The organism is Lysinibacillus sp. NPDC093692 (genome assembly GCF_050280125.1).
Classification (GTDB): Bacteria; Bacillota; Bacilli; order Bacillales_A; family Planococcaceae; genus Lysinibacillus.
Genome location: NZ_JBNNUW010000007.1, coordinates 148,036 through 174,039, shown reverse-complemented (window position 1 = coordinate 174,039; position 26,004 = coordinate 148,036). Strand labels below are relative to the sequence as shown.

The following is a 26,004-nucleotide window of genomic DNA, read 5'->3' as shown; positions in this document are numbered from 1 at the left end:
GTGATTTGCGTTATATAGGCGATGACGGGAAAAAAGTATCTGTTCCATTTTAAAGCGAGTAGAAGATGGTGAAAGTCTACACAGTGACAGAGAAAAGGCACTCCTTGAGCTAACTTTTTGAAAAGAGGTTTTAAACAATTCGTTTAAAACAATCAGGGTGGAACCGCGGGTTTTAGCACTCGTCCCTGGGCATTTATTGTGCCCGGAGACGGGTGCTATTTTTAATTTAGTCCTATCTAAATTAAAAATATTTAGCGAATTTATTAATTATATAAATACGCTAAAACAAAATCAAAGTTCACTCTTTGAAAACTATAAAGGAGGCTATTTTTATGGCTAACAAATCAATGGAAACAATTGTATCATTAGCGAAGCATCGCGGCTTTGTCTTCCCAGGTTCTGAAATCTACGGAGGCTTAGCAAACACTTGGGATTACGGTCCACTAGGTGTTGAATTAAAAAACAATGTAAAAAAAGCATGGTGGCAAAAATTTGTCCAAGAATCAGAGCACAACGTTGGGATCGATGCTGCAATTTTAATGAATCCAAAAGCTTGGGTTGCTTCTGGTCACGTTGGTAACTTTAATGATCCAATGATCGATTGTAAGGCATGTAAAGCTCGTCATCGTGCTGACAAAATCATCGAGGATGCTGCGCTAGCTAAAGGCGATGAAATCATTGTCGATGGTATGACATTTGATCAAATGAAAGAAACGATGGTTAAATATGACGTAGTTTGCCCAGATTGTGGTAAAGCTGATTTTACAGATATTCGTCAATTTAATTTAATGTTTAAAACATTCCAAGGTGTAACAGAATCTTCTAGTAACGAAATTTATTTACGCCCAGAAACAGCACAAGGTATTTTCGTGAACTTTAAAAATGTACAACGTTCTATGCGTAAACGTACACCATTCGGTATTGCACAAATCGGTAAGTCTTTCCGTAACGAAATTACGCCAGGTAACTTCACTTTCCGTACACGTGAATTTGAACAAATGGAGCTTGAATTTTTCTGTAAGCCAGGCGAAGATCTTGAATGGCACGCATACTGGAAAGAGTTTTGTAAAAACTGGTTATTAAATTTAGGCATGAAGGAAGAGTCTATGCGCCTTCGCGATCATGAAGAAGACGAATTATCTCACTACTCAAATGCAACAACTGATATCGAATTCAAATTCCCATTCGGCTGGGGCGAGCTTTGGGGCGTAGCGGATCGTACAGATTACGATTTAAAACAGCATATGGAGCATTCTGGTGAAGATTTCACTTACATCGATCCAGTATCAAACGAACGTTATGTACCATATTGCATCGAGCCATCTCTAGGTGCAGACCGTGTGACATTAGCATTCCTTTGCGATGCTTATGACGAGGAAGAGCTTGAAGGCGACGATAAACGTACAGTTTTACGCTTCCACCCTGCTCTAGCGCCATTTAAAGCTGCGGTCCTACCACTTTCTAAAAAGCTTTCGGATGAGGCTACTGATGTTTGGGCAGAGCTTCGTAAATCATTCCCAGTTGACTTTGACGAGTCACAATCAATCGGTAAACGTTACCGTCGTCAAGATGAAATTGGTACACCATTCTGTATCACTTACGACTTTGACTCAAAAGAGGATGGTCAAGTTACAGTACGTCACCGCGACTCAATGTCTCAAGTTCGTATGCCAATTACAGATGTTAAAGCATATATTGAAAAACATCTTCAATTCTAAATTCGTAAGATGTAAAAAGGGAGTCGCATTTTAAGCGACTCCCTTTTTCTGCGAAAAAATGACTACTCGTACAATTGATGAAGAACCGGTGATTTCCCTCGGACTCCAGCAAGATAACTTGCACTGAAAGCCTTCTGGAAAGTAGAGGCCAAGCCTGCAGAAAGTGCCTACTCGGAGTGAAAATCTACATTTGTTTATAGATCACATTTCAATTTTTTATCAGGTCTTAATTGATGAAAACAAGCGCTCTTGCATCTTCTCCTCAAATGAAAACCTTTTCATACTCATACCTACTAAGCTTATTAGAATTTCCTCGATATCTACAAGCGTATAATAAAGGAATGTTCCTTCTCTCATTGGGCGAACCCTCTTATCGATTGTTATTTTATCCTCAATAAAGTAAGCTACATTTACGTTACAATGTTCCATCAATTGCGATATACGTTGATCATCATCTGGATTAATAAAAAACGGAACAATTTTGTCAATATATAAAATACTTTGCACTAGTTTTATAAAGAAATTTTCACGAAGTGCAGTTTCCACAACTACTACAGTTGTTTTTTCATGCTGGTAATCCATATACAATATATTTATTTGCTCTTCTAATAACTTTTTTAGAATATCAATAGAATTTCTATACCTTGTCATATCCGTTTGGATTTCTCTTGTTAATAAACGTAGAATTCGAAAAGCAGGTAAAAATATTTTTAAAACAATTTCTTTAGGATGCAAATGATCTATTAATTTTTTATAGTAAACTCTTAAGCTATTTTCGTCACAGCGAATTAATTGTTCTACAAATAAGTTAAAAATTTCTTCAAAGCTGTTAGTACGATAATCTATCATTTTCGAAATTTTCACACTATAATTCAAAGGTAAAATCATAGATTTTTGCTCATCTAATAGCTTAACTTTAGGCAATGTCGGGAATAAATCATAGACAAGTTCTACTTGAGCACTTCGATTATCTGATAATTGAACGACTGAATTGACAGGATAAATTCCTAAACTCTCTACAAATTTATGCATAAATTTCTCGTTATATAAATGTCGATCACGATATAAAACAGCCAATGCATCTGTTGCAGCATATCCCGAATGATATACTCGCTTTGATGTCATCGCTGAATAAACATCAATAATCTGCAGTATTTGAACTCCCTCACACATATCATCCTCACAAAGCTGATTCGGATAACCTTTACCAGCAAAACGTTCATGATGATCACGTGCTAAATAGGCAATATCCTCTTCCCCATTTTCGATGAGTATCTTATAACCTTTAGTCGTATGAGTTTTGACTATATCAAACTCATCTTCCGATAATTTTCGTTTTAAATTTAATATTTTTTGCGGAATACATACCTTCCCAATATCGTGGAACAAATAGCCTCTTGCTAGCGTTTCAATATCCATTAAACCTAAATTACGGGCAAAAATTGTACCTAAAACGAAAACATCAAATGAATGAACAAAAGAATATTCATCCCATTCTTTTAATCGCATGAGTAATTCATAGCGTTGTTTCTTTTCTAAAATTTTTTCAAAAACACCTCGTACATATGCAGTGTCTTGGATGCTTTTTAAAATTTGGCCATAGCGTAATTCATGCACAACATTCTCTAATGTAGTCATAAAAAGCTGACTTACTGTTTCTTTATACTCATCTACATCATCATTTTTATCCATTAGCGGTGCAAATACATCCTCGTAATCCTTTGAACGCTGAACACTCAAATCATGAACAATTCGGACTGAATCAGTCGGTAAATAAACAGATAATTCGTCAACTTTTCTAAGTTTAAGTAATGCAATAATTCGTTCCGTCAAAACAAGATCTTTTTTAGCTAATAAACGATAATCAGAAAAAATATCTTCAGCTAAAATATCATTCGCTTCAACTTCATCAATACTTAACGTCACTTTTCTTAGCATAATTTCTGCCACATACACAATGCTTAAGCAATATGTGACTCCCTCCTTCTCCCGTAAGACTGCGTTGTTCGTTGTTCGTCAATTACGCCTCAGCATAATTGGTCCGGAATTGGCTTTTTATTTAGGCCTGCAAATGTTTTTTTGTGATAAAGCAAGGCGACAGCAGCAATATGAGGACAATACGATGTCGGTCATTTCGATAATGCCATAGCATAGCTTTTTTACCGATGCAGGTCCATTAGCTGTTATCACATGGATGAGATAATTTTAGGCTAACATCCAATGCTAACTCCTTACCGATTCCATGACACCTGCGGGAGGCTTTAACTTCTTTCACATGTGTAACTTTCGCTACAGAGAATATTTACTGTAAGAAGTTAAATATCATCATCTATATCAATTACAATATCATAGATTAAAATGTCTTTTCAACTAGTATATGACATTTGAATGGATAGTTTCTACTATGTTTATATTAAAAACTCTACTAAAATTAATATTTTATACCTAACGAATCATTTTGTATTATTTGTTAATTTGAAATAAAAGGTATAAAAAGACCTATACATTAAAAAGTATAAGTTTTTATTTATAAGTTATAGTTAAATTTCTCTCATAAATTATATTTCTACAATTAATAAAGGATTAATCATTTTGTCCTAATGCCATTTACAAAAATCAATGCAACTACAAAATAAATATCATTTTAGCAAAATAACTATCAAGCACGCGAATAAGGAACTTTAGAAAACCACCTTTTCCCTATGTTTCACCAAAAGTAGCGGATGACATTTATTAAAAACGTAAAAATGCCAGAAGATCAATGTTAATGGTCTTCTGGCGTTTTTTCTTGTTCTGTACTTGTTCTTAACTGAAATTCAGGCGTTCGCTCTAGCTGTTCAATAAATTTTTTAGTCTTAAAACGAATTCCTGTTTGTTCCTCGTAAATGGTTGTAATTATTTTTTTAATAAAATATTTTGTTTCCTTTTTCAGGTCTAGTTTCCCAATCTGGTCAATTGGTACAGTATAGAACATCCGAATAAGCTTAAGCTGGGTCGGTGTTAATCGAATGATATAAGGATCATGGTGATAACAGCGATGACACAAAAAACCACCCTGTGTAAAAGAAAATGCAAATTCACCGTCTACGGCACCACAAGCAGCACAAGCATGTAAAATAGGCTGTACACCTGTATAGGGTAGCATTTTCCATTCTACGAACAATGTAATGGCCTCCGGGTCATAACCTTCCTCAATGGCTTGTAATGCTTGTAGGAGCACATCAAATGCATATGGCTCAGGCTTCCCCTCTTCTACTACTCGCTCGACAAGTTCCATTATAAAACTTGCATATGCTGTTGCCATAATATCTTCACGAATATGGCGCATTGAATTAAGATGCTCACCTTGCTGCAATGTTCCCATACCAGTATGATGCTGCACCATAAACATGCCATACGTAAATGGCTGTGTCACAGATGCTAGTCTACTAGAAGGCTTCTTCGCTCCTCGAGCCATCGTCGCAACCTTACCCGCTTCTCTTGTTAGTAATGTTACAATTTTATTTGATTCTCCATAGGCACGCACCTTTAGGACAATCCCTTCCCATTTATGAAGCATCGATCCCCCTCCTTTCTACACTGTTTCGCATGAAAATAGAGCTCTCCAATAAATTAATTGGACAGCTCCATTTAAAACTACAGCGACAAATAAGAATGTTGTAAAGTTGCTCCTTAACTCAATAACAGATCCTATTAATATTCATCATCACGGAAACCGAAGTCACGTAAATGCGTTGATTTATTTCGCCAATCCTTTTGAACCTTTACCCAAAGCTCTAAATACACTTTTGAACCAAGAAGCATCTCAATATCTTTTCTTGCACGTATCCCTACTTCTTTTAATAGCGCACCACGTTTACCAATGACGATCCCTTTTTGCGAATCTCTTTCCACGATAATCGTTGCTGCCACACGAATTTTATCTTCATTTTCTTCATCACGGCGAATTTTATCAATCACAACAGCGATGGAATGAGGTATTTCTTCGCGCGTTAAATGCAACACTTTTTCACGAATTAACTCCGAAATAATGAAACGTTCAGGATGATCCGTTACTTGATCTGCTGGATAATATTGCGGACCCTCTGGTAAATATTTCGTTAATGTCGTTAATAAATCTTCTACATTATTCCCTTGTAATGCTGAAATCGGTACAATTTCCGCAAAGTCATAACGCTCTTTGTAGCTTTCAATTATCCCTATTAATTCATCTGGATGAATTTGATCGATTTTATTGATTACCAGGAAGACAGGCGTTGGATTACCCGCAAGCATTTCAAGGATGAATTCGTCACCCTTTCCAAGTTTCTGCTCTGCATTAACCATGAACATAATAACATCCACTTCACGCAATGTATTTTTAGAAACTTTTAGCATAAAATCCCCTAGCTTATGTTTCGGCTTGTGGATTCCTGGTGTATCTATAAAAATCATTTGGCTATCATTTGATGTCAGTACACCTTGTACTTTATTTCGTGTTGTTTGTGGCTTATCACTCATAATCGCAATTTTTTGACCAATAACACGGTTTAAAAATGTTGATTTCCCAACATTCGGTCGACCGATTATGGAGATAAAACCTGACTTATAGCCATTATTATTTTCCAGCATTCTCTAAATCCTCCGTTGTAAATGCAAACGGTAGTAATTCGCCTACAGACGTTACCGTGACATCACCTTTTAAATTTGTTAAATATACAGGCATAGATGGCTTGCAAAACTCCATCATCACTTGACGACAAGCTCCGCATGGCGCACATGGTCCATCTGTATCAGCTACAATAGCAATCGCCTCAAAATCATAAATACCTTCTGACACAGCTTTGAAAAATGCTGTACGCTCAGCGCAATTTGTCATACTATAACCCGCATTTTCAATATTGCAGCCGTGAATGACCTCTCCATCTTTCGTTAAAATCGCCGCGCCAACTTTAAATTTTGAGTAAGGTACATAAGCCTTTTCACGCGCTTTTTTTGATTCTTCTAGTAATGCTTGCATATCAATTGTCATCAATGTTCACCTCTACATAAAAAATAGCTCATCACCATAACGTGGGCTGATTTCCGTTCCGGCTGGGCGCTTTGTTGCTGTCGCTACGCTTTCGCACAGTTAAAACATTTGTTGCTGTCGCTACGCTTTCGCACAGTTAAAACATTTGTTGCTGTCGCTTCGCTTTCGCACAGTTAAAACATTTGTTGCTGTCGCTTCGCTTTCGCACAGTTAAAACATTTGTTGCTGTCGCTTCGCTTTCGCACAGAAAACATTTGTTGCTGCCGCTTCGCTTTCGCTCCAGGGTCTCGGGCCAGCAGATGTTTTTTGCGCGAAAGCGTAGTGCTAACATAGCGGCAGCAGAGGGTTTTGTTTGTGCGAAAGCGCAGCGACAGCAGGATGTTGGTCACGAAGGCGTTATCACAGGACGTGATGCTTTTAGCCTTCGTTCCTCTATGACGCTGATCCCTAAGGAGTCGCTCAGCCTCCACTTCATCAACTTATTGCATGGATTAACAAATGTCCTCACTTAACTTTTGGTGACGAGCCCAATAATCATAATTCTCCAGCACATTTGTTACCACTTCATGACCGAGTAATAATTTTTAAAACCATTTCGGTATAAATATGAGTAATCCGATTATAGCACTGAATATCGCAAATACAAGTACTGCACCTGCAGCAAGATCTTTCGCCTGCTTAGCAAGCGGATGAATCGTAGGTGAAGCTAAATCCACTACTCGTTCAATTGCTGTATTAATCATTTCAAGTGCAAACATTAGAGCAATTAATAACAATACAATATACCATTCTATACGTGATAAACCCGTAAAATAGCCAGCAATCAAAACTATTCCCGCACTTAGTAAGTGGGATTTAAAATTTTGCTCCGCACAGGCTGTAATAATACCTTTAAAGGCATACCCAAAAGAGCGTACAAATTTGCGAACATTCATTTATTCTCGTCCTAAGCCGAAAGATTGTAAAATCTCATCCTGCTTACCGAACATCACCTTTTCATCTTCTGGCACCATATGATCATAGCCAAGTAAATGTAAGAAACCATGGACTGCTAAAAAGCCTAATTCTCGCTCAAATGTATGCCCATATTCCGCTGCCTGTTCTTTTGTACGATCTGTTGAAATAATAATATCTCCTAATATACGAGGCATCCCTTCAAATGTTACTTCCATTTCTCCCTCACCTAATTCCTCCAGGGCAAATGAGATAACATCTGTCGGTTGATCTTTGTCACGATATTCTCGGTTTATTTCTTGAATCGCTTCATTTGTAACGAACGTCACTGACACTTCCGTTTCCGGCTCAATATTCTCTAGTTTCGCAGCTAGCTGCAAAAGCTTTTCAACAAGCTCCATATGCTCAGTAGCCACTTCATTTGTTTCATCTGTAAAATCAATTGTTAAAATCATAGATCCTCCTACTTATCTGCCTTTGGATATTCAATTCGTGAGTGGAAAATTCCATTCAACGTTTCACAAAGTACTCTCTCTATACATTTTAACTCTTTTATCGAAATATCGCATTCATCAAACTGACTGTCTTGTACTCGATCATCAATGATTGCTCGTACCAACTTTTGAATTTTCTCTGCATTCGGTTCCTTCATCGATCGAACCGCTGCCTCAACGCTATCTGCAACACTAATAACTGCTGCTTCCTTCGTTTGTGGTTTCGGACCTGGATATCTGTACGTTGTATCATCTAAGCATTTTCCTTCTTCCTTCGCTTTAAAGTAGAAGTATTTTAACAGACTAGATCCGTGATGCTGCAAAGCAATATCAATAATTTCCTGTGGCATCTTATATCGTTTTAGCATTTCAGCCCCATCAGTAGTATGCGCAATTATAATTTCCGCGCTTTTTTCCGGAGACAATGAATCATGGGGATTAATACCAGACATTTGATTCTCGATGAAAAAAGCAGGTCGCTTCGTTTTACCAATATCATGATAATAGCATCCTACACGAGCTAGTAATCCATCCGCACCAATTTCCTCACACGCAGCCTCCGCTAAGTTCGCCACCATAACACTATGATGATATGTTCCCGGAGCCTCCATTAGTAATTTTTTCAGCAATGGATGGTTCGGGTTCGATAATTCAATTAAACGCAACGATGACAATAAGCTAAATGCTGATTCAAAGAATGGTAAGAGACCCATTGTAAGAGCTCCTGATAATAAAGCTGATATCATTGCCGCGATAAAGTAAAACACTAACTCTGACAAGCCGTAGGTAGATTGTGTCATCAGTAAATAAAATGCAATAAATAACATATTTACGAGCCCTATAATACCTACAGTATGTAGAATATGCGAACGCTTTTCCATACTTTGTAAAAAGAATAAACTCGCAAATCCTCCAAAAATTATATACAGTGTAATTTCCATCTGCATAACAGATGAATAACCCTCTTGGAATATAACACCCGCAGATGCTGCTGTCATAACCGTAATAAGAACTGCAGCACGGTCATCTGCTAATAACCGTACTAGCATCGTTGCCAATGCTGTTGGGAAAAGGAAGGCAATCGTAACATCGAAACTTCCTGAGACTAGACTAATAAATTTCATCAGCAGGATTGATAAACTATAAACAATTACTGTTACCAACAGGGCATTACGTTTCTTGTACTCATCTATATGCCAGCGTTCGAATAAAACAAACATGAACATCATTTCAAGAAGTATTAAAATAATCAACCCTGCAATCGGTTTCATGGATGCCTTATTACTTACCATACCTAGAAGCTCTAATTGACGGAACGCCTCATTATCAATAATTTGCCCTTCCTGTACGATGATTTGACCTTGAAGAATTCGAGTCGGTTCAACTGATTCCTTCACTTGTTCCTTTCGAATTTTCGTTTGTTCCTCGTTTATCGTCTCGTTTTCAATAATACTCGTACGACCAATTAAAACTACCGTATTAAATATTTTATCAGGATAGCCTCGTTGTCCACGAATTTTTGTCTCAAAATCATTTTGAGACGCAAACACATTTTCCGATCGAATGGATTTTTGTAAATATTCCTGCACGAGTTTTGATAGTTGCGTACTTGTTCTTTTTAGATCCGCTTCACTTTGTACTAACAATCCTTCTAGTTGTGAATCAGTGAAGACAATAGGCATTTGCTCTGAATCTATAGATTCAAGTTTTTTACGAAGCTGCGCCACTTGATCGACAACAGAAATAGGTTCTTTGCTACTCTCAACATCTGCCTTTACCTCAAGAACATAGTCGAATAAAGACGTTACAATCGAAGCTCGCTGTTTAGCAACATCTGCAGAAAATTGATAGACTGGTGCAACTGCATTTGTTGCTTTTTCTCGTTCCTGTTGCGTTTTATAAGTATCTTCTATCGTTTTAGTAGATCGTACTGTTTCAGGCGCTAGCTGTAATGGTTTAAAATCATATGTAACACCTTTAACATTGCCATACATAAAAGTAAATTGTAGGGCTCCTGTTAAGATGAGAATGACAATTAAAAAGTAGCGAAAGCCAATAAGTTCTGTTATTTTTTTTAATTGTTTCTCCATCTTGCACCTCCTCTATCTACCTTCTATCATACCAATTCAAAAAACATTTTTCCCGAAAAATGTATAAGAAAGTAAAAAAACAGCTATACACATCGTATAGCCGTCACAATTTTTTCCATTTTTAAACCATTTTCTATTTGTTCTATCTTTTATATCCGTGGCTAAGCATTTTAATGCAGACTTTTTAAAGGCCGTTGCACCTGCCGTTTCGTTTCACTACACTTTCGGTGCAGACTTTCTAAAACCTCGTTGCACCTGCCGTTTCGTTTCACTACACTTTCGGTGCAGACTTTAGAATTGCGCTTTGCGCAATTCTAAAGTTGCTGCTCTTCGTAGGCTTGGATGATTTTTGCTACGATTGGGTGGCGTACTACATCACCTTGTTCTAAAATTTGGAAATGTATAGATTTTACGTACTTTAATGTTCGTTCTGCTACGATTAATCCAGATTCCATATTTTTCGGTAGGTCAATTTGTGTTTTGTCGCCTGTAATGACCATTTTTGAGCCAAATCCTAGTCGCGTTAAAAACATTTTCATTTGCTGATGTGTCGTATTTTGAGCTTCATCTAAAATAACAAAGGCATCATCTAATGTGCGGCCACGCATATATGCTAAAGGCGCAATTTCTATTGTGCCTCTTTCAATAAGCCTTTGTGTTTGTTCTGATCCGTAAATATCGTTTAAAGCGTCATAAAGAGGGCGTAAATAAGGATCTACCTTTTCCTTCAAATCCCCCGGAAGAAAGCCTAGAGACTCTCCTGCCTCTACTGCAGGACGTGTTAAAATAATACGCTTAACGTGCCCGTTTTTTAGCGCCTGTGTTGCCATGACTACCGCTAAATACGTTTTCCCAGTACCGGCTGGTCCGATACCAAAAACAACGTCCTTATGACGGATTGCTTGTATGTATTCTCGTTGACCTATTGTCTTTGCACGAATAGGCTTGCCTTTCGTCGTGCGAGCTATTTCTTCATCATAAAGTTCTGCAAAGTATTCAATCGTTCCTTTTTGTGTCATTTCAATTGCTGTTGCAACATCACGTTGATCAATATTAATTCCTTTACGAATGACCTTTAAAAGAGCATGTAAAAGGAATGTTGCTTGTTCCTTTGCATCCTCTTCACCAGCAAGCTGAATTTGTTCACCACGTGTAATAATATGGACTTTTAGAGCCTCTTCGATTAATTTCATATTTGCATCGGAAATTCCGAGTAGCATGACCGCTTCGTTTGGATTATCCACTTGTAATACAGTTAAATGTTCTGACATAATCATTCTCCTTGTAGGCCTTGTATTGGACTGGCAATGTTTTCATTGACTAAAAATAGAACTTTCCCTTCAACTGTACCATTCCCCCACTTTACCTGTAAAAGGTTTTCTTTTTTTATAACCGTTTTCGCAGGTAGTGAACGAAGTACCTTTTCATGAAGCAATGGTATGAGCAATGAATCTATTTTGGATTCATTAAGCTCTACTTGCACTTTTTTTGTGTACTGCTCCTCAACAACCGAAACATATGGATCGAGCCAATCAGGTAAATCTTTCTTTTGCACATAGTCAACTTTATCTTTTTCTTCATGAATACCTTTCACTAATACGCGCCACTGCTTTTGTTGTAGCGTTTCCATCGTTAGTTTTGTTGGAATTTTAAATGAACATTCAAGCCAATAATCTGCGTAAACTTCTCCCTTTGCTCCAACAAAGACTTGATCTTCACCACTTTCAATTACACCACTTACGAGAACATCACCTTCGTAAGCCGTATCGTTAACTGAAATTTTCCGTTCTCCATTTTGAATATTAAAGTGAGTAATTACACCACTTTTTGTTGCTACTAAATGTTCCGCTAGCTTTTCATTCGTTTGTTTAGTTTGTTTCGGTGACTCCTGAGGTCGTAAAATCACTCGTCCACCGTACTTTTCAATATGCACCCACGAAAGGTCTCGATGCCCTTCTAATAGCTTCTGTCGCATAACTGCATCTGAGGGTAAGTTTTTTTTAGAAATGGGTGTTTCTAATTGAAATGTATCTTGAAAGGTCTTCCCTAGACGTGCCTCTAACTCCGGTGTTGCCGCTTTAATATCAATCCGCCAAATAACCTGCGCACATAGTAATGGTATTAATATCATCAACGCTAGGCCAAGCAAAGTCCAAAGCTGCGCTCGAAAAACTTGAAGTTCATCTGCATAATAGATTGCCATTTTAAGTCGGTAACGGCTACGCACACGGCGAATCTTTGGTAGATAATGCATAGTTGTTTCAAAGACAACCTCTTGTTCACGAAAAACAACACGCTTTAATGGCACATGTTGCGCATGCAATGCTTGAATAAAAGGATGAACATTTTCATGGCGCTTTATACGTATGATAATTGGCCGATTATTCCACATTATCGCTCACACCCATATTCTTTGTCATTTTCATCTGAAGCTCCTGTAAATCCTCTACAGAAAGATGCAGCATATCTTCTTTAAGAGCATTAATTTCCACTGATTTTCCACGCACAGTAATATGATAATCTGCATAGATAAAAGAGCACGATGAAGCATCAGCATGTAGAAAACGATACGGGCCAATGATTTTTAGTGTTTCATATTGTAATAATTCAAGTAGTGGCGTTAATTGAAATAGTTTTCTCATAAAAAAATGCCTCCTTCTTCGGCAATATATGCATCGAAAAAGGAGGACATGCTAGTTATTTTCTTTTTGCTTTTGGAGGGCCTAAAACTTCTGCCATTACAACAGCCTGCATGAATGATTTTTTTGATGTCGGTAATTGAAAAGCCGATTGTGACTCAGCTACTCCCTCGACTTTTTTTCCAGCTGCCAAACGGCCAATACTTTCTCTATTCGAAGTACGACCCATTTTCTCAGTCGGGACTAAAGAGGGAGCTACATAGCTCGGTGTTTTTTCAATTACTGTTTTTTCGACATTTTTTTTCGGCTCTTCGAATTGAGGCTGTTCATTTTCCCATTCACCTAAAAATCCACGTGCAAAATCCTCAAAACTCTGTGGTTTAGATTGTTGCTGTTGCGTCACCTCTGCTTTTTTTATAACAGGAGGCTCTACTTGTGAATCCTTGTTAAAAGGAGGCATTGGTTTTTGTTCTTTCTTTTTTGATTTACCGAAAATAGAGCTGACTATGGCAATTATCACAAATATAATTAATTGTTCCATTTATTAGTACCGCTCCTTTCAGTTTTTTTATTGGTTAGATTCATTAGTTTCTGATTTATCTGAGCCTACTTTAGAAATGGAGTCTCGCATCGCTGTATCTGCTTGAATATTACGGTAGTTCATGTAATCCATAATCCCCAGATTACCAGAACGTAGAGCCTCTGCCATAGCCTGTGGTACTTCAGCTTCAGCTTCTACTACTTTTGCCTTCATCTCTTGTACGCGTGCAATCATTTCTTGCTCGTTCGCTACAGCCATCGCACGACGTTCTTCAGCCTTCGCTTGTGCAATGTTTTTATCAGCCTGTGCTTGTTCAATTTGTAATTCAGCACCGATGTTTTTGCCGATATCAACATCAGCAATATCGATCGATAAGATTTCAAATGCTGTACCTGAATCTAGACCTTTTGATAAAACAGTTTGAGAAATCATATCAGGGTGTTCTAAAACTTCTGTATGATGCTCAGCCGAACCAATTGTCGAAACGATCCCCTCACCTACACGAGCAATAACCGTTTCTTCACCAGCACCACCGACTAAACGCTCAATGTTTGCTCGTACAGTAATACGCGCCTTCGCTTTTACTTCAATCCCGTTCATCGCAACGCCTGAAATAAATGGTGTTTCAATGACTTTCGGGTTAACAGACATTTGTACCGCTTCTAATACATCACGTCCCGCTAAATCAATAGCTGCACAACGTTCAAATGATAATTCAATATTTGCACGATGAGCCGCGATTAACGCATTTACTACACGGTCAACATTACCACCTGCTAAATAGTGACTTTCAAGTTGATTGATCGTAACAGGTAATCCTGCTTTATGTGCTTTTATTAATGGGTTCACGATTCGTGATGGGATTACACGACGTAAACGCATACCGATTAATGTGAAAATACTAACACGGACACCTGCAGCAAGTGCAGAAATCCATAGCGCCACTGGTACAAAAGTAAAGAATACCGCGACTACAATGAATAATAAGACTAGCCCTGCAATCGGACCTAATAAAGCTAAATCAAAACCCATTTGCTATTCCTCCATCTCTTTTTCTGTTCGTCTCACAACAATACGTGAGCCCTCTACTTTAATAATTTCTACATGTTTCCCAACATCAACATAGCCACCTTCTGATACTACGTCAATGCGCTCACTTCCAAATAACATTGTACCCGCCGGACGAAGTGGTGTAATCGCTTTACCCACTTTTCCAAGCAGCTCTGTGCGATTCACGTTAGATACATAGCCTTCTTCCGTCGTTGTCGCATCCATCAAGACAAGCTTGTTTAAAACATGCAATTTTTTACCGAAAAATTTCATCAAGATCACCATTCCTATTATCGCTACAACAAATGCAATGAAAATCGCTATAATCATTTGCATCATGTTTGCACCTGCCAGTATTAGACTTAGTAATATTAGCGCACCACCTAAAATACCTACAATACCACCGGGGACAAAAAACTCCGCTATAACAAGCGCTAAACCTACAATAAATAAAAGTAATGTCTCATAACCTGCCAAGCCCGCCACCATATGACCGAAGAAAAATAATCCTAGCGCTGACAATCCCATTATACCCGGAACACCAAAACCTGGCGAATATAGCTCAACTACAAGCCCTAAGCTTGCAATCGACAATAAAATCGGAACGATAATTGGATTTGTAATAAAACGAGCGAGTTTTTCAGCAAAAGTAGGTTCAATCGGAACGATATCACGCTCATCTATTTGAGTTGCTTTTAAAAGATCCTGGAAATTCGAAACCGTTTCATCTGAATAACCAACTTTTTTTGCCTCTGAAGCAGATAACGTTAATAAATTCCCTTCTCCTGCTCGAAATTCTGGTAAATCAACAGATACATCAGCCATTGCTCGTGCATATTTTGGATCGCGATTTTTTGATTCTGCAGCTGCCTCCATTTGAGCAACCCATGCACTATGAGCCTTTAAATCTGCTGCATTTCCTGCTGAATCAATAACTGCAGCCGCCCCGATCGTTCCATTTGGCACCATGTAGATTTCATCCGCATGTAAGGCTAAAAAGGCACCTGCAGAATGAGCATCTTTGTTAATGTACGCAATTTTACGTATATCCGTTGCATCCATAAGCATTGCAATATCACCTGCTGCATTCACAAAACCACCAGGTGTATGAATGTCTAAAATAATCGCTTCTGCATTGTTTTCTTCCGCCTCTTTAAAAGCTCGTTCTAAAAATGCGTGAAGTCCTCTTTCTACTTCATTATGAATTGGTATATGGAAGACCTTGCTACTTGCAAAAGCAGACGTTAATGGAAACGCTAACAAAAATGTCATCCAAATAACTATTAAATAGCTGAGGATTCTTCGTCTTCGCATCTTTTTCCCTCCCTTCTAACATGCTTCTCTCCTGTATATACGACTGACTATGCAAAAAGTTTCATAAATCCTAATAATTTTATTATACAGTGAATTATTAACTTATGTAGCCCTAATAACCGGATATAGCTTCTACAATTAAGTATGTAACAAAAAAGCCGAATGAATCACAAAGATTACATTCGGCTTCTCCAATATGTACGTAAAAATGAGCTAATGTAAAATACCTGAAATTAATCAACATGCGATTAATTTCAGGTATATTTTTGTCTGCTCAGTGAATCATACAATTGCGTGTTATGAACGTAGGGATTTTTAATGGGAAATTAAATTACCACTTACGTTTACGTGCAGCTTCTGATTTCTTTTTACGTTTTACGCTAGGTTTTTCGTAGAACTCGCGCTTTCTAACTTCTTGAATTGTACCACTTTTTGATACAGTACGTTTGAAGCGGCGAAGAGCATCTTCAAGCGATTCGTTTTTGCGAACGACAGTTTTTGACATCTCTCTTTCCCTCCCTCCGAACACACGTCAATACACAAATAGGCTATTAACCATTTGCTGTGTACTAAAGAATTATAACGTATTGTCTAAAAATGGTCAATAGAAAGTGTACGAATTAATCTGGTGAATTTTTGGTTTTATTCCCTTAAGAATTTTCAGCTCACTTTTGGACAACAATAAACATACAAATTTTATTAATTATAGGTTCAATGAGGAGAATAAAATGAAAACATTTATCAATAAATTAAGTCCTCCAAAAGCGCTTGTTTTGGGCTTCGCCATCATCATTTTAATCGGAACATTTTTCTTAACGCTCCCCATTGCAACGGTCGATACTAATGGTCTTTCCTTTTTAGATGCTCTATTTACCGCTACCTCTGCTACTTGTGTAACAGGACTGATTGTTGTAGATACCGGCGATACATTTTCGTTATTTGGAGAATTAGTTATTCTTTTTCTTATCCAAATTGGCGGACTGGGCTTTATGACATTTGCGACGTTATTATTTTTACTATTAGGAAAAAAAATTTCTTTAAAAGAACGACTTTTGTTAAAAGAGGCATTTAATAACGTTACAATAGCCGGTTTAGTTAAATTAGTTAAAAGGATCCTGTTATTTACTGCAATCATTGAAATGATAGGTGGCTTCATTTTATCTATTCGTTTTTCGTTCGATATGCCTGTAGGTAAAGCCTTTTACTTCGGATTTTTCCATGCCATCTCGAATTTTAATAATGCTGGGTTCGATATAATGGGTGACTTTAAAAGCTTAACAGAATATGTAGATGATCCTTTCGTCGTATTCACTATTTGTGCACTTATTACGATTGGGGGCTTAGGATTTATTGTTATTAATGAACTATATGAATACCGCGGGACGAAGCGAATTTCAGTGCATACAAAAATTGTTTTAACTACAACGTTTATTTTAACAATTGGCTCGACGCTATTAATTTTCTTATTTGAATACAACAATAGTAAAACCATTGGCCCACTATCTGAATGGGGCAAAATTCTTGGTTCATTATACCAAGCTGTGACACCTAGAACTGCTGGCTCTAATACCCTCCCTATTGGTGATTTAACACATTCAACATTATTTTTAATCATTTGGTTAATGTTCATCGGAGGAGGTTCTGGATCAACTGCTGGAGGTATTAAAATAACAACTTTTGCTGTTTTAGTTGCTACGATGTGGTGTCAAATGAAAGGGAAAGAAGATGTAGTGCTTTTTAGGCGTAGAATTGTTAATGAAACGATTTTGAAAGCTTTAACAGTTACAATGTGTGGGATGATGATTGTCGTACTTGTTACCATCGTCTTAAGTCTTATTGAACAACGTCATAGTTTTATGATGTATTTATTTGAGGCTACTTCTGCATTCGGAACAGCCGGACTTACAATGGGGCTAACTCCTGAGCTATCAACCGGTGGCCGTCTTCTGATTATATTAACAATGTTTGTAGGAAGATTAGGCCCCTTAACAATTGCTTTTGCCATTACAAATCGTCGAAAAACGGAGGCTTTCCATCATCCAAAAGGTAAGATTATGATTGGCTAACCATAATAAAGGAGCGATGCATACAATGACAATCAAACAATATGCTGTTATAGGTCTAGGTAGGTTTGGTGTAAGCGTAGCCCGCAAATTATATGAAGCTGGGAATGAAGTTTTAGGAATCGATATTAATGAGGAAAAAGTCGAAGATGCTGAACCTTATGTTACACATGCAGTAGTTGCTGATACGACAGAAGAAAAAGCACTTAACTCCATCGGAATCAGAAATTTCGATTGTGTCATCGTCGCTATAGGTATTGATATGCAATCAAGTATTTTAACGGTCTCATTATTAAAGGAAATAGGCATAAAAAAAATAATTGCAAAGGCTCTCGGCAAAAGACATGGACAGGTTTTAGAAAAGGTTGGTGCTGATTGGGTTATTTACCCTGAAAGAGATATGGGTGAGCGAGTAGCTAATCAGCTTCTTTCACCAAACATGCTGAATTATATTGAATTATCAAAGGAATACAGTATAGAGGAAATTATGATTCCGTCTAAAATGGTCGGACAAAGTTTACGGGATTTAGACATTCGTTCGAAATATAATGTCAGTGTTATTGCCATAGTTCGCGATGGTAATATTACCATCTTACCCTCTCCTGATCAGATTATTGAAGAAAGCGATCTATTAGTTATGATTGGCCATAGAAAGGATCTTACTATTTTTTCAAATGTTGAATAGATAAAAGGCAAAATATCGAAGGTTGTGTCCTAAGATGATTTCCCCCTTGAAACAGCCTTCGATATGTTTTAGAAGATTTTCTTGCTATCCCTATCGTCTTTTAAAATCTCTACAGCTTCTCTGAAACGTTGAGAATGAACAACTTCTCGTTCACGTAAAAATTTTAAGCTATCATTTAAATCAGTGTCATCTGATAAATCAATAATCCACTGATATGTCGCCCTTGCTTTTTCTTCAGCTGCAATATCCTCATACAAATCAGCAATCGGATCCCCTTTAGCCTGAATGTAAGTTGCCGTAAACGGTGATCCAGCTGCATTCTGATAAAATAATGCCCTGTCATGATTGACATAGTGTTCTCCTAGACCCGCCTCTTTTAGCATCTCTGGAGTAGCATCCTTCGTCAGTTTGTAAATCATCGTGGCTATCATTTCTAAGTGAGAAAACTCCTCTGTCGCTATATCGGTTAACAGACCAACTACTTTATCAGGAATCGTATAGCGCTGATTCATATATCGAAGTGCTGCTGCTAATTCCCCGTCTGCACCACCATACTGCTCAATTAAATACTTAGCCAGCATAGGGTTGCATGTACTCACCCTTACTGGATACTGGAGCTTTTTTTCATAATACCACAAAAATAGTTCCTCCTAGTTACTCATAATCAATTATGCCTTGATCATAATCGCATTCAGAATCGGCTTTGGGCGTGCACAAAAAAACTCCTAATACATTAAAAAGTTAAACTTGCCATGGCCAAGGTGTATCTATCCAATTAAACGGATAATTTGAATAACTTCTCCCAAAATTCATAAGCGGACCAAATTTCTGTTCAAATTCAACCTTAAGTCGCATACTGATTTCAGTGTTTTCGTTAAATTGCTGAATAGCATCAAAATCGTGAGGATGAGTATCTAAATAAAGATTTAATTCCACTATTACAAAATCAATGGCTTGTATTTCTTCAAGTAGCGTATAAAATTCGGGTGGCATCTCCTTACTCATTCTTTATCCCCCCTTGTTGGGGATTTGGATAGGGGCTAAATAATTGAGGCCATAACGTACCAGATTTGAGAGCTTCTCTAGGGGTTGGGTATTGCGGTAGCCCAGGCGGTTGAAAACCCATATATAATTGGGGCGGTGTTGAAAAACTTTTAACCCTTATAGGTGGACATGGATCGAACGGACTAACAAAAGGCTTCCAATACTTATATTGAGTAAACATTGTATCCTCCCTTCTGTATCAATTACATCAGTGGAGTATATGAGGTACATTTAATGTTTATTCAGACGTGTTACGATCTGGAGAAAGTCACATTGTTACGGAACTATGTATCGAATCCGTTTTCAAACCTCCCTTACATAGCAATTAAAAACTTGATCTAATCTAAAGTAAAGGATGTTAGAAAACTGTTTTATCTGTAGCCCTTTATTATCGTAGGAAATAATTCGCGCATCATGTATAAGTACAAACACGTAATAAAACTCGCATTTAATGCGAGCTTTATTACGTGTTTAGTTTGGCAAGGTCTCTTTCCCCATCATACGCACAGATAAAAATTACACCGTATTATTTTTTAAAATGTTACTCCAAGAAAATATCCTATAGAAATAAAAATAATTACCCATACCATAGCGCCAAAACAAGCAAAAGCCAGAAAAGTACTAAACTTCATCTGTGTGATTCCAGACATGTAACTTGTAACGTGTCTAATCCCCGGAACAAAATATCCTATAATTATTGTCCACGGTCCAAAACGATGAAACCATCGTTCAACTTTAGTAAACCGTCTATTATTTAGTCCAAACCACTTTCCATATTTTATTATTAACGGTGTTCCTAATTTACTTCCAATTGCATAACTAAATACCATACCAGTGGATGTGCCTAAAAAACTTAAGATAATACTCAATAGAAAGTTTAAATGTCCCTCATGACACAAAAATCCTACAAACGTCATTAAGATCTCATCGGGAATGGGTAAGCCAATTATTCCTAAAGATAAGATTAAAAATATAGCTAGATATCCATATTGACTTATAAAACTGCTTATGAATTCCACGAATAGCTTCTCCTTTTTTAATACAAATCGTTACCTATATCATTAAACATCATATATTCCCCTATTTTTTCATTTAAAACACTCGAAGGAAATATTAAAAACGGCGAGGGAATTAAGATTAAATAATAGTATTTGATTGACCTAATTATAATCTACGCGTTCAATCTTCAATACCCTATGTTATCGATGTTACTAAGTTATGTAAGAATTCGGTTCGTATCTATACAAAGTTCTTGTAAAATGATCCAATCATCAAGATTATTATAAGATTCTCGAAGCAAACCCATAAAAATGATAATATTCCTCTCTGTACATTTTTACAAGTACTCTTCATAATACAACATCTACTACGAGTTAAAAAGAGGTGTATTGTGAATGAAACACCAACAATCGTTCAATAGGTTAAATTTTGATAATAATCATCCAAAAAAAGTAATGGAATTTATCAATTTGCTCATTTTTTTATGTATAGAAATATCATTTCAGGAAATGAATATTTTCCATTATTAGACTATCAATCAAATTTTCAATAAAAACGGGGCTAGTTCTTAACGAACAGCCCCTTATCCCTTACTATATAAGGGTTTTCATTACTATTAATAATTAGAATCTGCAATTAATCCGTTCATAATAGCAACACCAGAACTTGCTCCAATACGAGTAGCTCCAGCCTCAACCATCTTTTGCATATCTTCTAAGCTTCGTACACCGCCAGAAGCTTTTACACCTAAATCTGGGCCTACTGTTTTACGCATTAAGGCAATATCTTCTGCAGTTGCGCCACCAGTAGAGAAACCTGTTGATGTTTTCACATAGTCAGTACCTGCTGCCACAGCTAGCTCACATGCTTTTACTTTTTCTTCATCAGTTAGAAGGCAAGATTCAATAATTACTTTTACAAGTGCGCTACCTTTTGCCGCTTCAACAACTGCAGCAATATCTGCTTGCACAAGGTCATAGTTTTTATCCTTTAATGCACCGATATTGATAACCATGTCTACCTCTTTTGCACCGTTAGCAATCGCATCTTTCGCTTCGAATGCTTTAACAGCTGGTGTGTTAGCACCTAAAGGGAAGCCAATTACTGTACAAACTAAAACATCTGAGCCTTGTAAAAGCTCGCTGCTATATTTCACCCAAGTTGGATTTACACAAACAGACGCAAAGTTAAATTGTTTTGCCTCTGCACACAATTTTTCGATTTGCTCTTTTGTAGCTTCAGCCTTTAATAATGTGTGATCAATCATACGTGCGAAATTTTGTTCCATTTTATTAGACTCTCCTTCTATCAACAAGTTGTACGTACCTCTCTGGAATCATAACATTTTTTAACGTTTCCGTCTAATTTTGAATGAAATTAGATGAATTCAAATTATTTTAGAAACAAATCCATTATGCCTCGGCATAATTGCATCCGGAATCAAGTTTGTGCTTGCACATTCGACTCCAAGACTCCGCTTTCGCGGGCATTTAGACACCCACTGAAAGAAATTAAAATATAGCAAAACACCGTTCAAAGTTTGAACGGTGTTTCTATTCATAGGTACTCTTTTTTTATTTTATAGTTTCTAATACACGAACGAATTGTCCTTTAGAATGAGGATATCCAGCTTGCGTAATTTTCACTTTTACAAGTTGACCGATTAGGCTTTCTGGACCTTCAAATACTACTTTTAAGTAATTATCAGTATAGCCTGTTAAAAGCCCTGCCTCAACGCTTTCATCATGCACGAATTCTTCAGGAATTACCTCTAGCACTTGATCTTCAAAGCGAGAAGAATATTCCTTCGCTAATTGATCATTTAAAGCGATTAATCGGTGAACACGTTCGTTTTTAATGTTTTCGTCAATTTGGTCCTCCATGCGCGCAGCTGGTGTACCTGTACGTGGAGAGAACGGGAATACGTGTAATTCAGAAAACTTATGGTCACGAATAAAGTTATATGTTTCCATGAACTCTTTCTCAGTTTCACCTGGGAAACCTACGATTACATCAGAAGTGACCGCCAAGTCTGGTAAAGCTTCATGTAGTTTAGTTAAACGTTCACCGAAGAACTCCATTGTATACTTACGACGCATACGTTTTAAAACTGTATCAGAGCCAGATTGGATTGGAATGTGTAAGTGGTTAACAACGATTTTTGATTCACGTAAAACTTCAATCACTTCATCTGTTAATTGACTTGCCTCAATCGAAGAAATACGAAGGCGTTTTAAACCTTTCACATTTGCCTCTAAATCACGTAGAAGCTGGGCTAAATTGTAATCTTTTAAGTCTTGTCCATAGCCACCTGTATGAATACCAGTTAGTACAATTTCAAGATACCCTGCATCCACTAGTTGTTGGGCTTGGCTTAATACTTCTTGAGGATCTCGAGAACGCATTAACCCACGTGCCCATGGAATAATACAAAACGTACAGAAGTTATTACAGCCTTCTTGTATTTTTAAAGATGCGCGTGTACGGTCTGTAAATGCAGGCACGTCTAATTCCTCATACACACGATTTTTCATAATGTTACGCACAGCATTAATTGGTTGGCGTTCAGTAAGATATTGATCTATGTAGCCAAGTAATTTTGTACGATCCTGTGTTCCTACAACAATGTCAACACCAGGAATCGCCATAATTTCAGCTGGGGATGTTTGAGCGTAACATCCTGTAACACAAATGACAGCGTCTGGATTTTGACGAATAGCTCGACGGATAACTTGACGTGATTTTTTATCCCCTGTATTTGTTACTGTACATGTATTAATGACATAGACGTCTGCTTGACGATCAAACTCCGTACGATCATAACCTTCTTCTTTAAATAACTGCCAAATTGCTTCTGTTTCATAATGATTTACTTTACAACCTAGAGTATGGAAACTCACGATTTTTGATCGCTCGTTACTCATAATATATATCATCCTTTCAAGAGTACACTACAATAAATTAAATTATCAACGTGTCTTATAATAGCACAAATAAATAAAATGAGCCTAGCTTTTTGGCTAGGCTTCAAAAAATATATAAATGAAAATTGTTTACTAATAAGAGTTGCTCTACTAAAAATACAAATAATATAAAAGAAAAAAAGTCCAATCTCAAAATAAATTGCAAAAAGGCAGTTGAAAATTAGATTCACTCTAACTTTCAACTGCCCACTCAAATAGTAAATTTTTATCAGTGCCGTTAAATAGTTTTGGGCAGTTTTTTCAATTACATTTTCTTAGAACAGCCCTTTAATTTGTACTATTTGTTCTACTCCTCTAAAAACTAGATCAAGGACTAACTGGAGGAGTAAGTCCTAAAAGAACAGGAGTTACTACAGTGCTACCCGCTCCAAGGCGAACTTGTTGAACTTGCAGTACTTTTACTGTAAGATCAAGAACAATTTTTTCACGTAATGTGCAGAAAGTACCTTCTGGTGCTGCCATAATTGGTGAAAAATCTAGTTCAAAGAAGTTTGCAGCAACTAACTCGCCAAATGGTTGCTCATTGTACTTCACGAGATTTTGGAAGAAAGCCTTATCCAATCGAGCATCCATTTGAGTAACTTCATTCAGGAAGTTCGCTTCGGCAAACTCAGAAATCCCTAAGATTGGAGTAGTGCCTCCAGGTGTTTGTGGGAAAATAAGTTCTGTAAAACCAGAAAACGGAACGTCTGCAATTCTATCACGAAGTGCGCCATTACATGCTGATGAAGCATATTCAATATTTTTACGAATATGTCCTGCTACAAATAATTTAGCTCTTGTTACTCTAAAAAAGTCAGTGTTATCAATACGTGCAAATCTAACCGGCACTAATTTAACTTGATTTAGGAATACATTTTTTTTCACTCTTTTGATTTCAGTTGCTGCAGGAGTAAGCGTAATATCTGACTCCACAACTATTTGAAGTGTTGGTTCTGCAAGTACAACTGGAACTTTAATAGTTGGGGCTGTAACTGGTGTAGCGATTAGTGGAGTAGCCTCACTATTTAAAGGTATTTGTTCAGTTGATGCTACAGGGCAAGGTAGCATTTGATTTTCTAATTGTTCACTCAAAAAATTCCCTCTTTTCATTTTTTAGTCATTAGAGAGCGCTCTCTATATTGCTAGAATATGTAGCTATTAAATCTATACATGGACGTATATACTAGTTTTTTTCTGATATTACAAAAGGGATTTTTGAGTTGAGAGATAAGTTTTATTACCCTCTAGACTCTTGACTGTCATAACGGACTCGAATTTTCTGTACTTGTAGCATATGAATGATCAATTCTAATACCATATTTTGGCACAATTGGTTTGAATGAATAATTGATTCATCTTGTGCAGGTACTGCATCCGTAGTCTGAAATGTAGTATATTCAATATTTTGATTTATAAAGCCTTCAATAAATAATTTTCCCTTTAACGCTGTACATGTCCCATTATTTAATGATTGGGAAAACTGACTAGGTACGAATCTACAGTTGGTTAGTACTACCTCATTCGAGATATCTTTTACTCCCACAATTCCTTTGTCAATTTGAATAAATTCTTCAAGACATATTTCTATCTTATATTCCCCTACAACAACCGGAACTCTAATATGCATAACATCATCGGAAGCGTAAGAGTGATTATTTGTTTCTCCTTTTTTAATTGATTGTGTGTTATGTAAAGGAACTACAACTGATTTAGACGGATTACTCGTCTGATTATTTTTTTCATAAGTATCATTTTTCATTAAAAATATTATTTCATTAATTTTTGAGTGAACTAAACGACAATCGGGCTGTTCAGGATAATCGGTTGAAGTATTAAATAGTTTAGTTTCAAGTTGAGGGGTAAGTTGATTGTTTAAATCAAGAAAATCAAATGTATTTTTAACAACCTCTCCACAAATAGGAGCATGAAGAAAATCATCAATTTCTATATGAGTAGAGATTAGACTTTTTTTGGTTATAGAACATATTTGTCCTTGCGCTGAACTAATAGATACACTAATATCACCTGTAGAATTGTTTTTCTCCATCTCTTCTGTATCAATATCTCCATCAACTTTAGAAGGGCTGTGTAGCTCGCTATTAGGATCTAAACGCACTGCAAGATCCTCTTCTTCTACAGGACCGGTTTCATCCGCCTCTTCATTATTACGGAGATCATTCATTTCATCCTCTACATCAACTTCAGAAGGGCTATGTAGCTCGCCATTAGAATCTAAATGTGTTGCAAGATCCTTTTCTTCTACAAGACTGGTTTCATTCGCCTTTTCTTTATTACGGAGATCATTCATTTCATTCTCTATATCAACTTCAGAAGTGCCGTGTAGCTCGCCATTAGAATCTAAATGTGTTGCAAGATCCTTTTCTTCTACAAGACTGGTTTCATTCGCCTTTTCTTTATTACGGAGATCATTCATTT

Annotated in this window: 25 protein-coding genes; 3 read left to right on the top strand and 22 right to left on the bottom strand. The window is 37.0% G+C overall.

Going from position 1 to position 26,004, the window contains the following annotated elements:
- Nucleotides 1–332: 332 nt before the first annotated feature.
- The gene (locus ACQKN4_RS10280) at nucleotides 333–1,718 is read left to right on the top strand and encodes a glycine--tRNA ligase (protein ID WP_427483596.1); all 1,386 of its coding nucleotides are present in this window, start codon (nucleotides 333–335) and stop codon (nucleotides 1,716–1,718) included.
- 219 nt (nucleotides 1,719–1,937) lie between these two features.
- Here ACQKN4_RS10280 and ACQKN4_RS10275 read toward each other — a convergent pair whose 3' ends face one another.
- The 14 genes from ACQKN4_RS10275 to rpsU form a co-directional block, all read right to left on the bottom strand.
- The gene (locus tag ACQKN4_RS10275; RefSeq protein ID WP_427483595.1) at nucleotides 1,938–3,668 is read right to left on the bottom strand and encodes an HD-GYP domain-containing protein; all 1,731 of its coding nucleotides are present in this window, start codon (nucleotides 3,666–3,668) and stop codon (nucleotides 1,938–1,940) included.
- A gap of 814 nt (nucleotides 3,669–4,482) precedes the next feature.
- The gene (gene recO, locus ACQKN4_RS10270; RefSeq protein WP_079563881.1) at nucleotides 4,483–5,277 is read right to left on the bottom strand and encodes a DNA repair protein RecO; all 795 of its coding nucleotides are present in this window, start codon (nucleotides 5,275–5,277) and stop codon (nucleotides 4,483–4,485) included.
- A gap of 134 nt (nucleotides 5,278–5,411) precedes the next feature.
- A complete protein-coding gene (gene era / locus ACQKN4_RS10265) occupies nucleotides 5,412–6,329 on the bottom strand; it encodes a GTPase Era (protein ID WP_079563883.1) in 918 nt (305 codons plus the stop codon).
- Nucleotides 6,316–6,729 (bottom strand): cytidine deaminase, encoded by a 414-nt coding sequence (locus tag ACQKN4_RS10260; RefSeq protein ID WP_079563886.1) that lies wholly within the window; start codon nucleotides 6,727–6,729, stop codon nucleotides 6,316–6,318. Before ACQKN4_RS10260 ends, era begins: the two co-directional genes overlap by 14 nt.
- Before the next feature lie 584 nt (nucleotides 6,730–7,313).
- On the bottom strand, nucleotides 7,314–7,664 hold the full coding sequence (locus tag ACQKN4_RS10255) for a diacylglycerol kinase family protein (RefSeq protein ID WP_349660389.1): 351 nt from the start codon (nucleotides 7,662–7,664) through the stop codon (nucleotides 7,314–7,316).
- Nucleotides 7,665–8,138: an rRNA maturation RNase YbeY gene (gene ybeY / locus ACQKN4_RS10250; RefSeq protein ID WP_079563471.1), complete on the bottom strand. Its 474-nt coding sequence runs from the start codon at nucleotides 8,136–8,138 to the stop codon at nucleotides 7,665–7,667. It lies immediately after the preceding gene.
- A gap of 8 nt (nucleotides 8,139–8,146) precedes the next feature.
- Complete coding sequence (locus ACQKN4_RS10245; RefSeq protein WP_427483594.1) at nucleotides 8,147–10,267, bottom strand: HD family phosphohydrolase; 2,121 nt, start codon at nucleotides 10,265–10,267, stop codon at nucleotides 8,147–8,149.
- Between the two features lie 314 nt (nucleotides 10,268–10,581).
- On the bottom strand, nucleotides 10,582–11,538 hold the full coding sequence (locus ACQKN4_RS10240; protein WP_079563473.1) for a PhoH family protein: 957 nt from the start codon (nucleotides 11,536–11,538) through the stop codon (nucleotides 10,582–10,584).
- A gap of 2 nt (nucleotides 11,539–11,540) precedes the next feature.
- The gene (locus ACQKN4_RS10235; protein ID WP_079563474.1) at nucleotides 11,541–12,659 is read right to left on the bottom strand and encodes a sporulation protein YqfD; all 1,119 of its coding nucleotides are present in this window, start codon (nucleotides 12,657–12,659) and stop codon (nucleotides 11,541–11,543) included.
- A complete protein-coding gene (locus ACQKN4_RS10230; protein WP_079563475.1) occupies nucleotides 12,649–12,909 on the bottom strand; it encodes a hypothetical protein in 261 nt (86 codons plus the stop codon). Before ACQKN4_RS10230 ends, ACQKN4_RS10235 begins: the two co-directional genes overlap by 11 nt.
- 55 nt (nucleotides 12,910–12,964) lie before the next feature.
- Complete coding sequence (locus tag ACQKN4_RS10225) at nucleotides 12,965–13,447, bottom strand: hypothetical protein (protein ID WP_079563476.1); 483 nt, start codon at nucleotides 13,445–13,447, stop codon at nucleotides 12,965–12,967.
- Between the two features lie 27 nt (nucleotides 13,448–13,474).
- Nucleotides 13,475–14,479, bottom strand: a complete 1,005-nt coding sequence (gene floA, locus ACQKN4_RS10220; RefSeq protein ID WP_079563477.1) for a flotillin-like protein FloA — start codon at nucleotides 14,477–14,479, stop codon at nucleotides 13,475–13,477.
- A gap of 3 nt (nucleotides 14,480–14,482) precedes the next feature.
- Complete coding sequence (locus ACQKN4_RS10215; RefSeq protein ID WP_079563478.1) at nucleotides 14,483–15,811, bottom strand: NfeD family protein; 1,329 nt, start codon at nucleotides 15,809–15,811, stop codon at nucleotides 14,483–14,485.
- A 331-nt stretch (nucleotides 15,812–16,142) separates the two neighbouring features.
- Nucleotides 16,143–16,316 (bottom strand): 30S ribosomal protein S21, encoded by a 174-nt coding sequence (gene rpsU, locus ACQKN4_RS10210; RefSeq protein WP_004227078.1) that lies wholly within the window; start codon nucleotides 16,314–16,316, stop codon nucleotides 16,143–16,145.
- A gap of 223 nt (nucleotides 16,317–16,539) precedes the next feature.
- Here rpsU and ACQKN4_RS10205 point away from each other — a divergent pair, with 223 nt between their 5' ends.
- On the top strand, nucleotides 16,540–17,877 hold the full coding sequence (locus ACQKN4_RS10205; protein ID WP_427483593.1) for a TrkH family potassium uptake protein: 1,338 nt from the start codon (nucleotides 16,540–16,542) through the stop codon (nucleotides 17,875–17,877).
- 25 nt (nucleotides 17,878–17,902) lie between these two features.
- On the top strand, nucleotides 17,903–18,559 hold the full coding sequence (locus tag ACQKN4_RS10200; protein ID WP_427483592.1) for a potassium channel family protein: 657 nt from the start codon (nucleotides 17,903–17,905) through the stop codon (nucleotides 18,557–18,559).
- Between the two features lie 68 nt (nucleotides 18,560–18,627).
- Here ACQKN4_RS10200 and ACQKN4_RS10195 read toward each other — a convergent pair whose 3' ends face one another.
- From ACQKN4_RS10195 to ACQKN4_RS10160, 8 genes are all read right to left on the bottom strand, one after another.
- Nucleotides 18,628–19,197, bottom strand: coding sequence for a manganese catalase family protein (locus ACQKN4_RS10195; protein WP_079563480.1), 570 nt, complete (start codon nucleotides 19,195–19,197; stop codon nucleotides 18,628–18,630).
- Between the two features lie 103 nt (nucleotides 19,198–19,300).
- Complete coding sequence (locus ACQKN4_RS10190) at nucleotides 19,301–19,564, bottom strand: spore coat protein CotJB (RefSeq protein WP_079563481.1); 264 nt, start codon at nucleotides 19,562–19,564, stop codon at nucleotides 19,301–19,303.
- On the bottom strand, nucleotides 19,557–19,784 hold the full coding sequence (locus ACQKN4_RS10185) for a spore coat associated protein CotJA (RefSeq protein ID WP_079563482.1): 228 nt from the start codon (nucleotides 19,782–19,784) through the stop codon (nucleotides 19,557–19,559). The genes ACQKN4_RS10190 and ACQKN4_RS10185 overlap by 8 nt, the downstream gene beginning before the upstream one ends.
- A gap of 352 nt (nucleotides 19,785–20,136) precedes the next feature.
- Nucleotides 20,137–20,622 carry a DedA family protein gene (locus ACQKN4_RS10180; RefSeq protein ID WP_079563483.1) on the bottom strand — a complete coding sequence of 162 codons (486 nt, stop codon included), beginning with the start codon at nucleotides 20,620–20,622 and terminating at the stop codon, nucleotides 20,137–20,139.
- Between the two features lie 596 nt (nucleotides 20,623–21,218).
- Nucleotides 21,219–21,890 (bottom strand): deoxyribose-phosphate aldolase, encoded by a 672-nt coding sequence (gene deoC / locus ACQKN4_RS10175; protein ID WP_079563484.1) that lies wholly within the window; start codon nucleotides 21,888–21,890, stop codon nucleotides 21,219–21,221.
- A gap of 286 nt (nucleotides 21,891–22,176) precedes the next feature.
- Nucleotides 22,177–23,526 carry a tRNA (N(6)-L-threonylcarbamoyladenosine(37)-C(2))-methylthiotransferase MtaB gene (gene mtaB, locus ACQKN4_RS10170; RefSeq protein WP_427483591.1) on the bottom strand — a complete coding sequence of 450 codons (1,350 nt, stop codon included), beginning with the start codon at nucleotides 23,524–23,526 and terminating at the stop codon, nucleotides 22,177–22,179.
- 366 nt (nucleotides 23,527–23,892) lie between these two features.
- A complete protein-coding gene (locus ACQKN4_RS10165) occupies nucleotides 23,893–24,660 on the bottom strand; it encodes a CsxC family protein (protein WP_170939055.1) in 768 nt (255 codons plus the stop codon).
- Nucleotides 24,661–24,805: 145 nt separating this feature from the next.
- On the bottom strand, nucleotides 24,806–26,004 hold a 1,199-nt coding region (locus ACQKN4_RS10160; RefSeq protein WP_427483590.1), incomplete at its 5' end, for a BC_2427 family protein.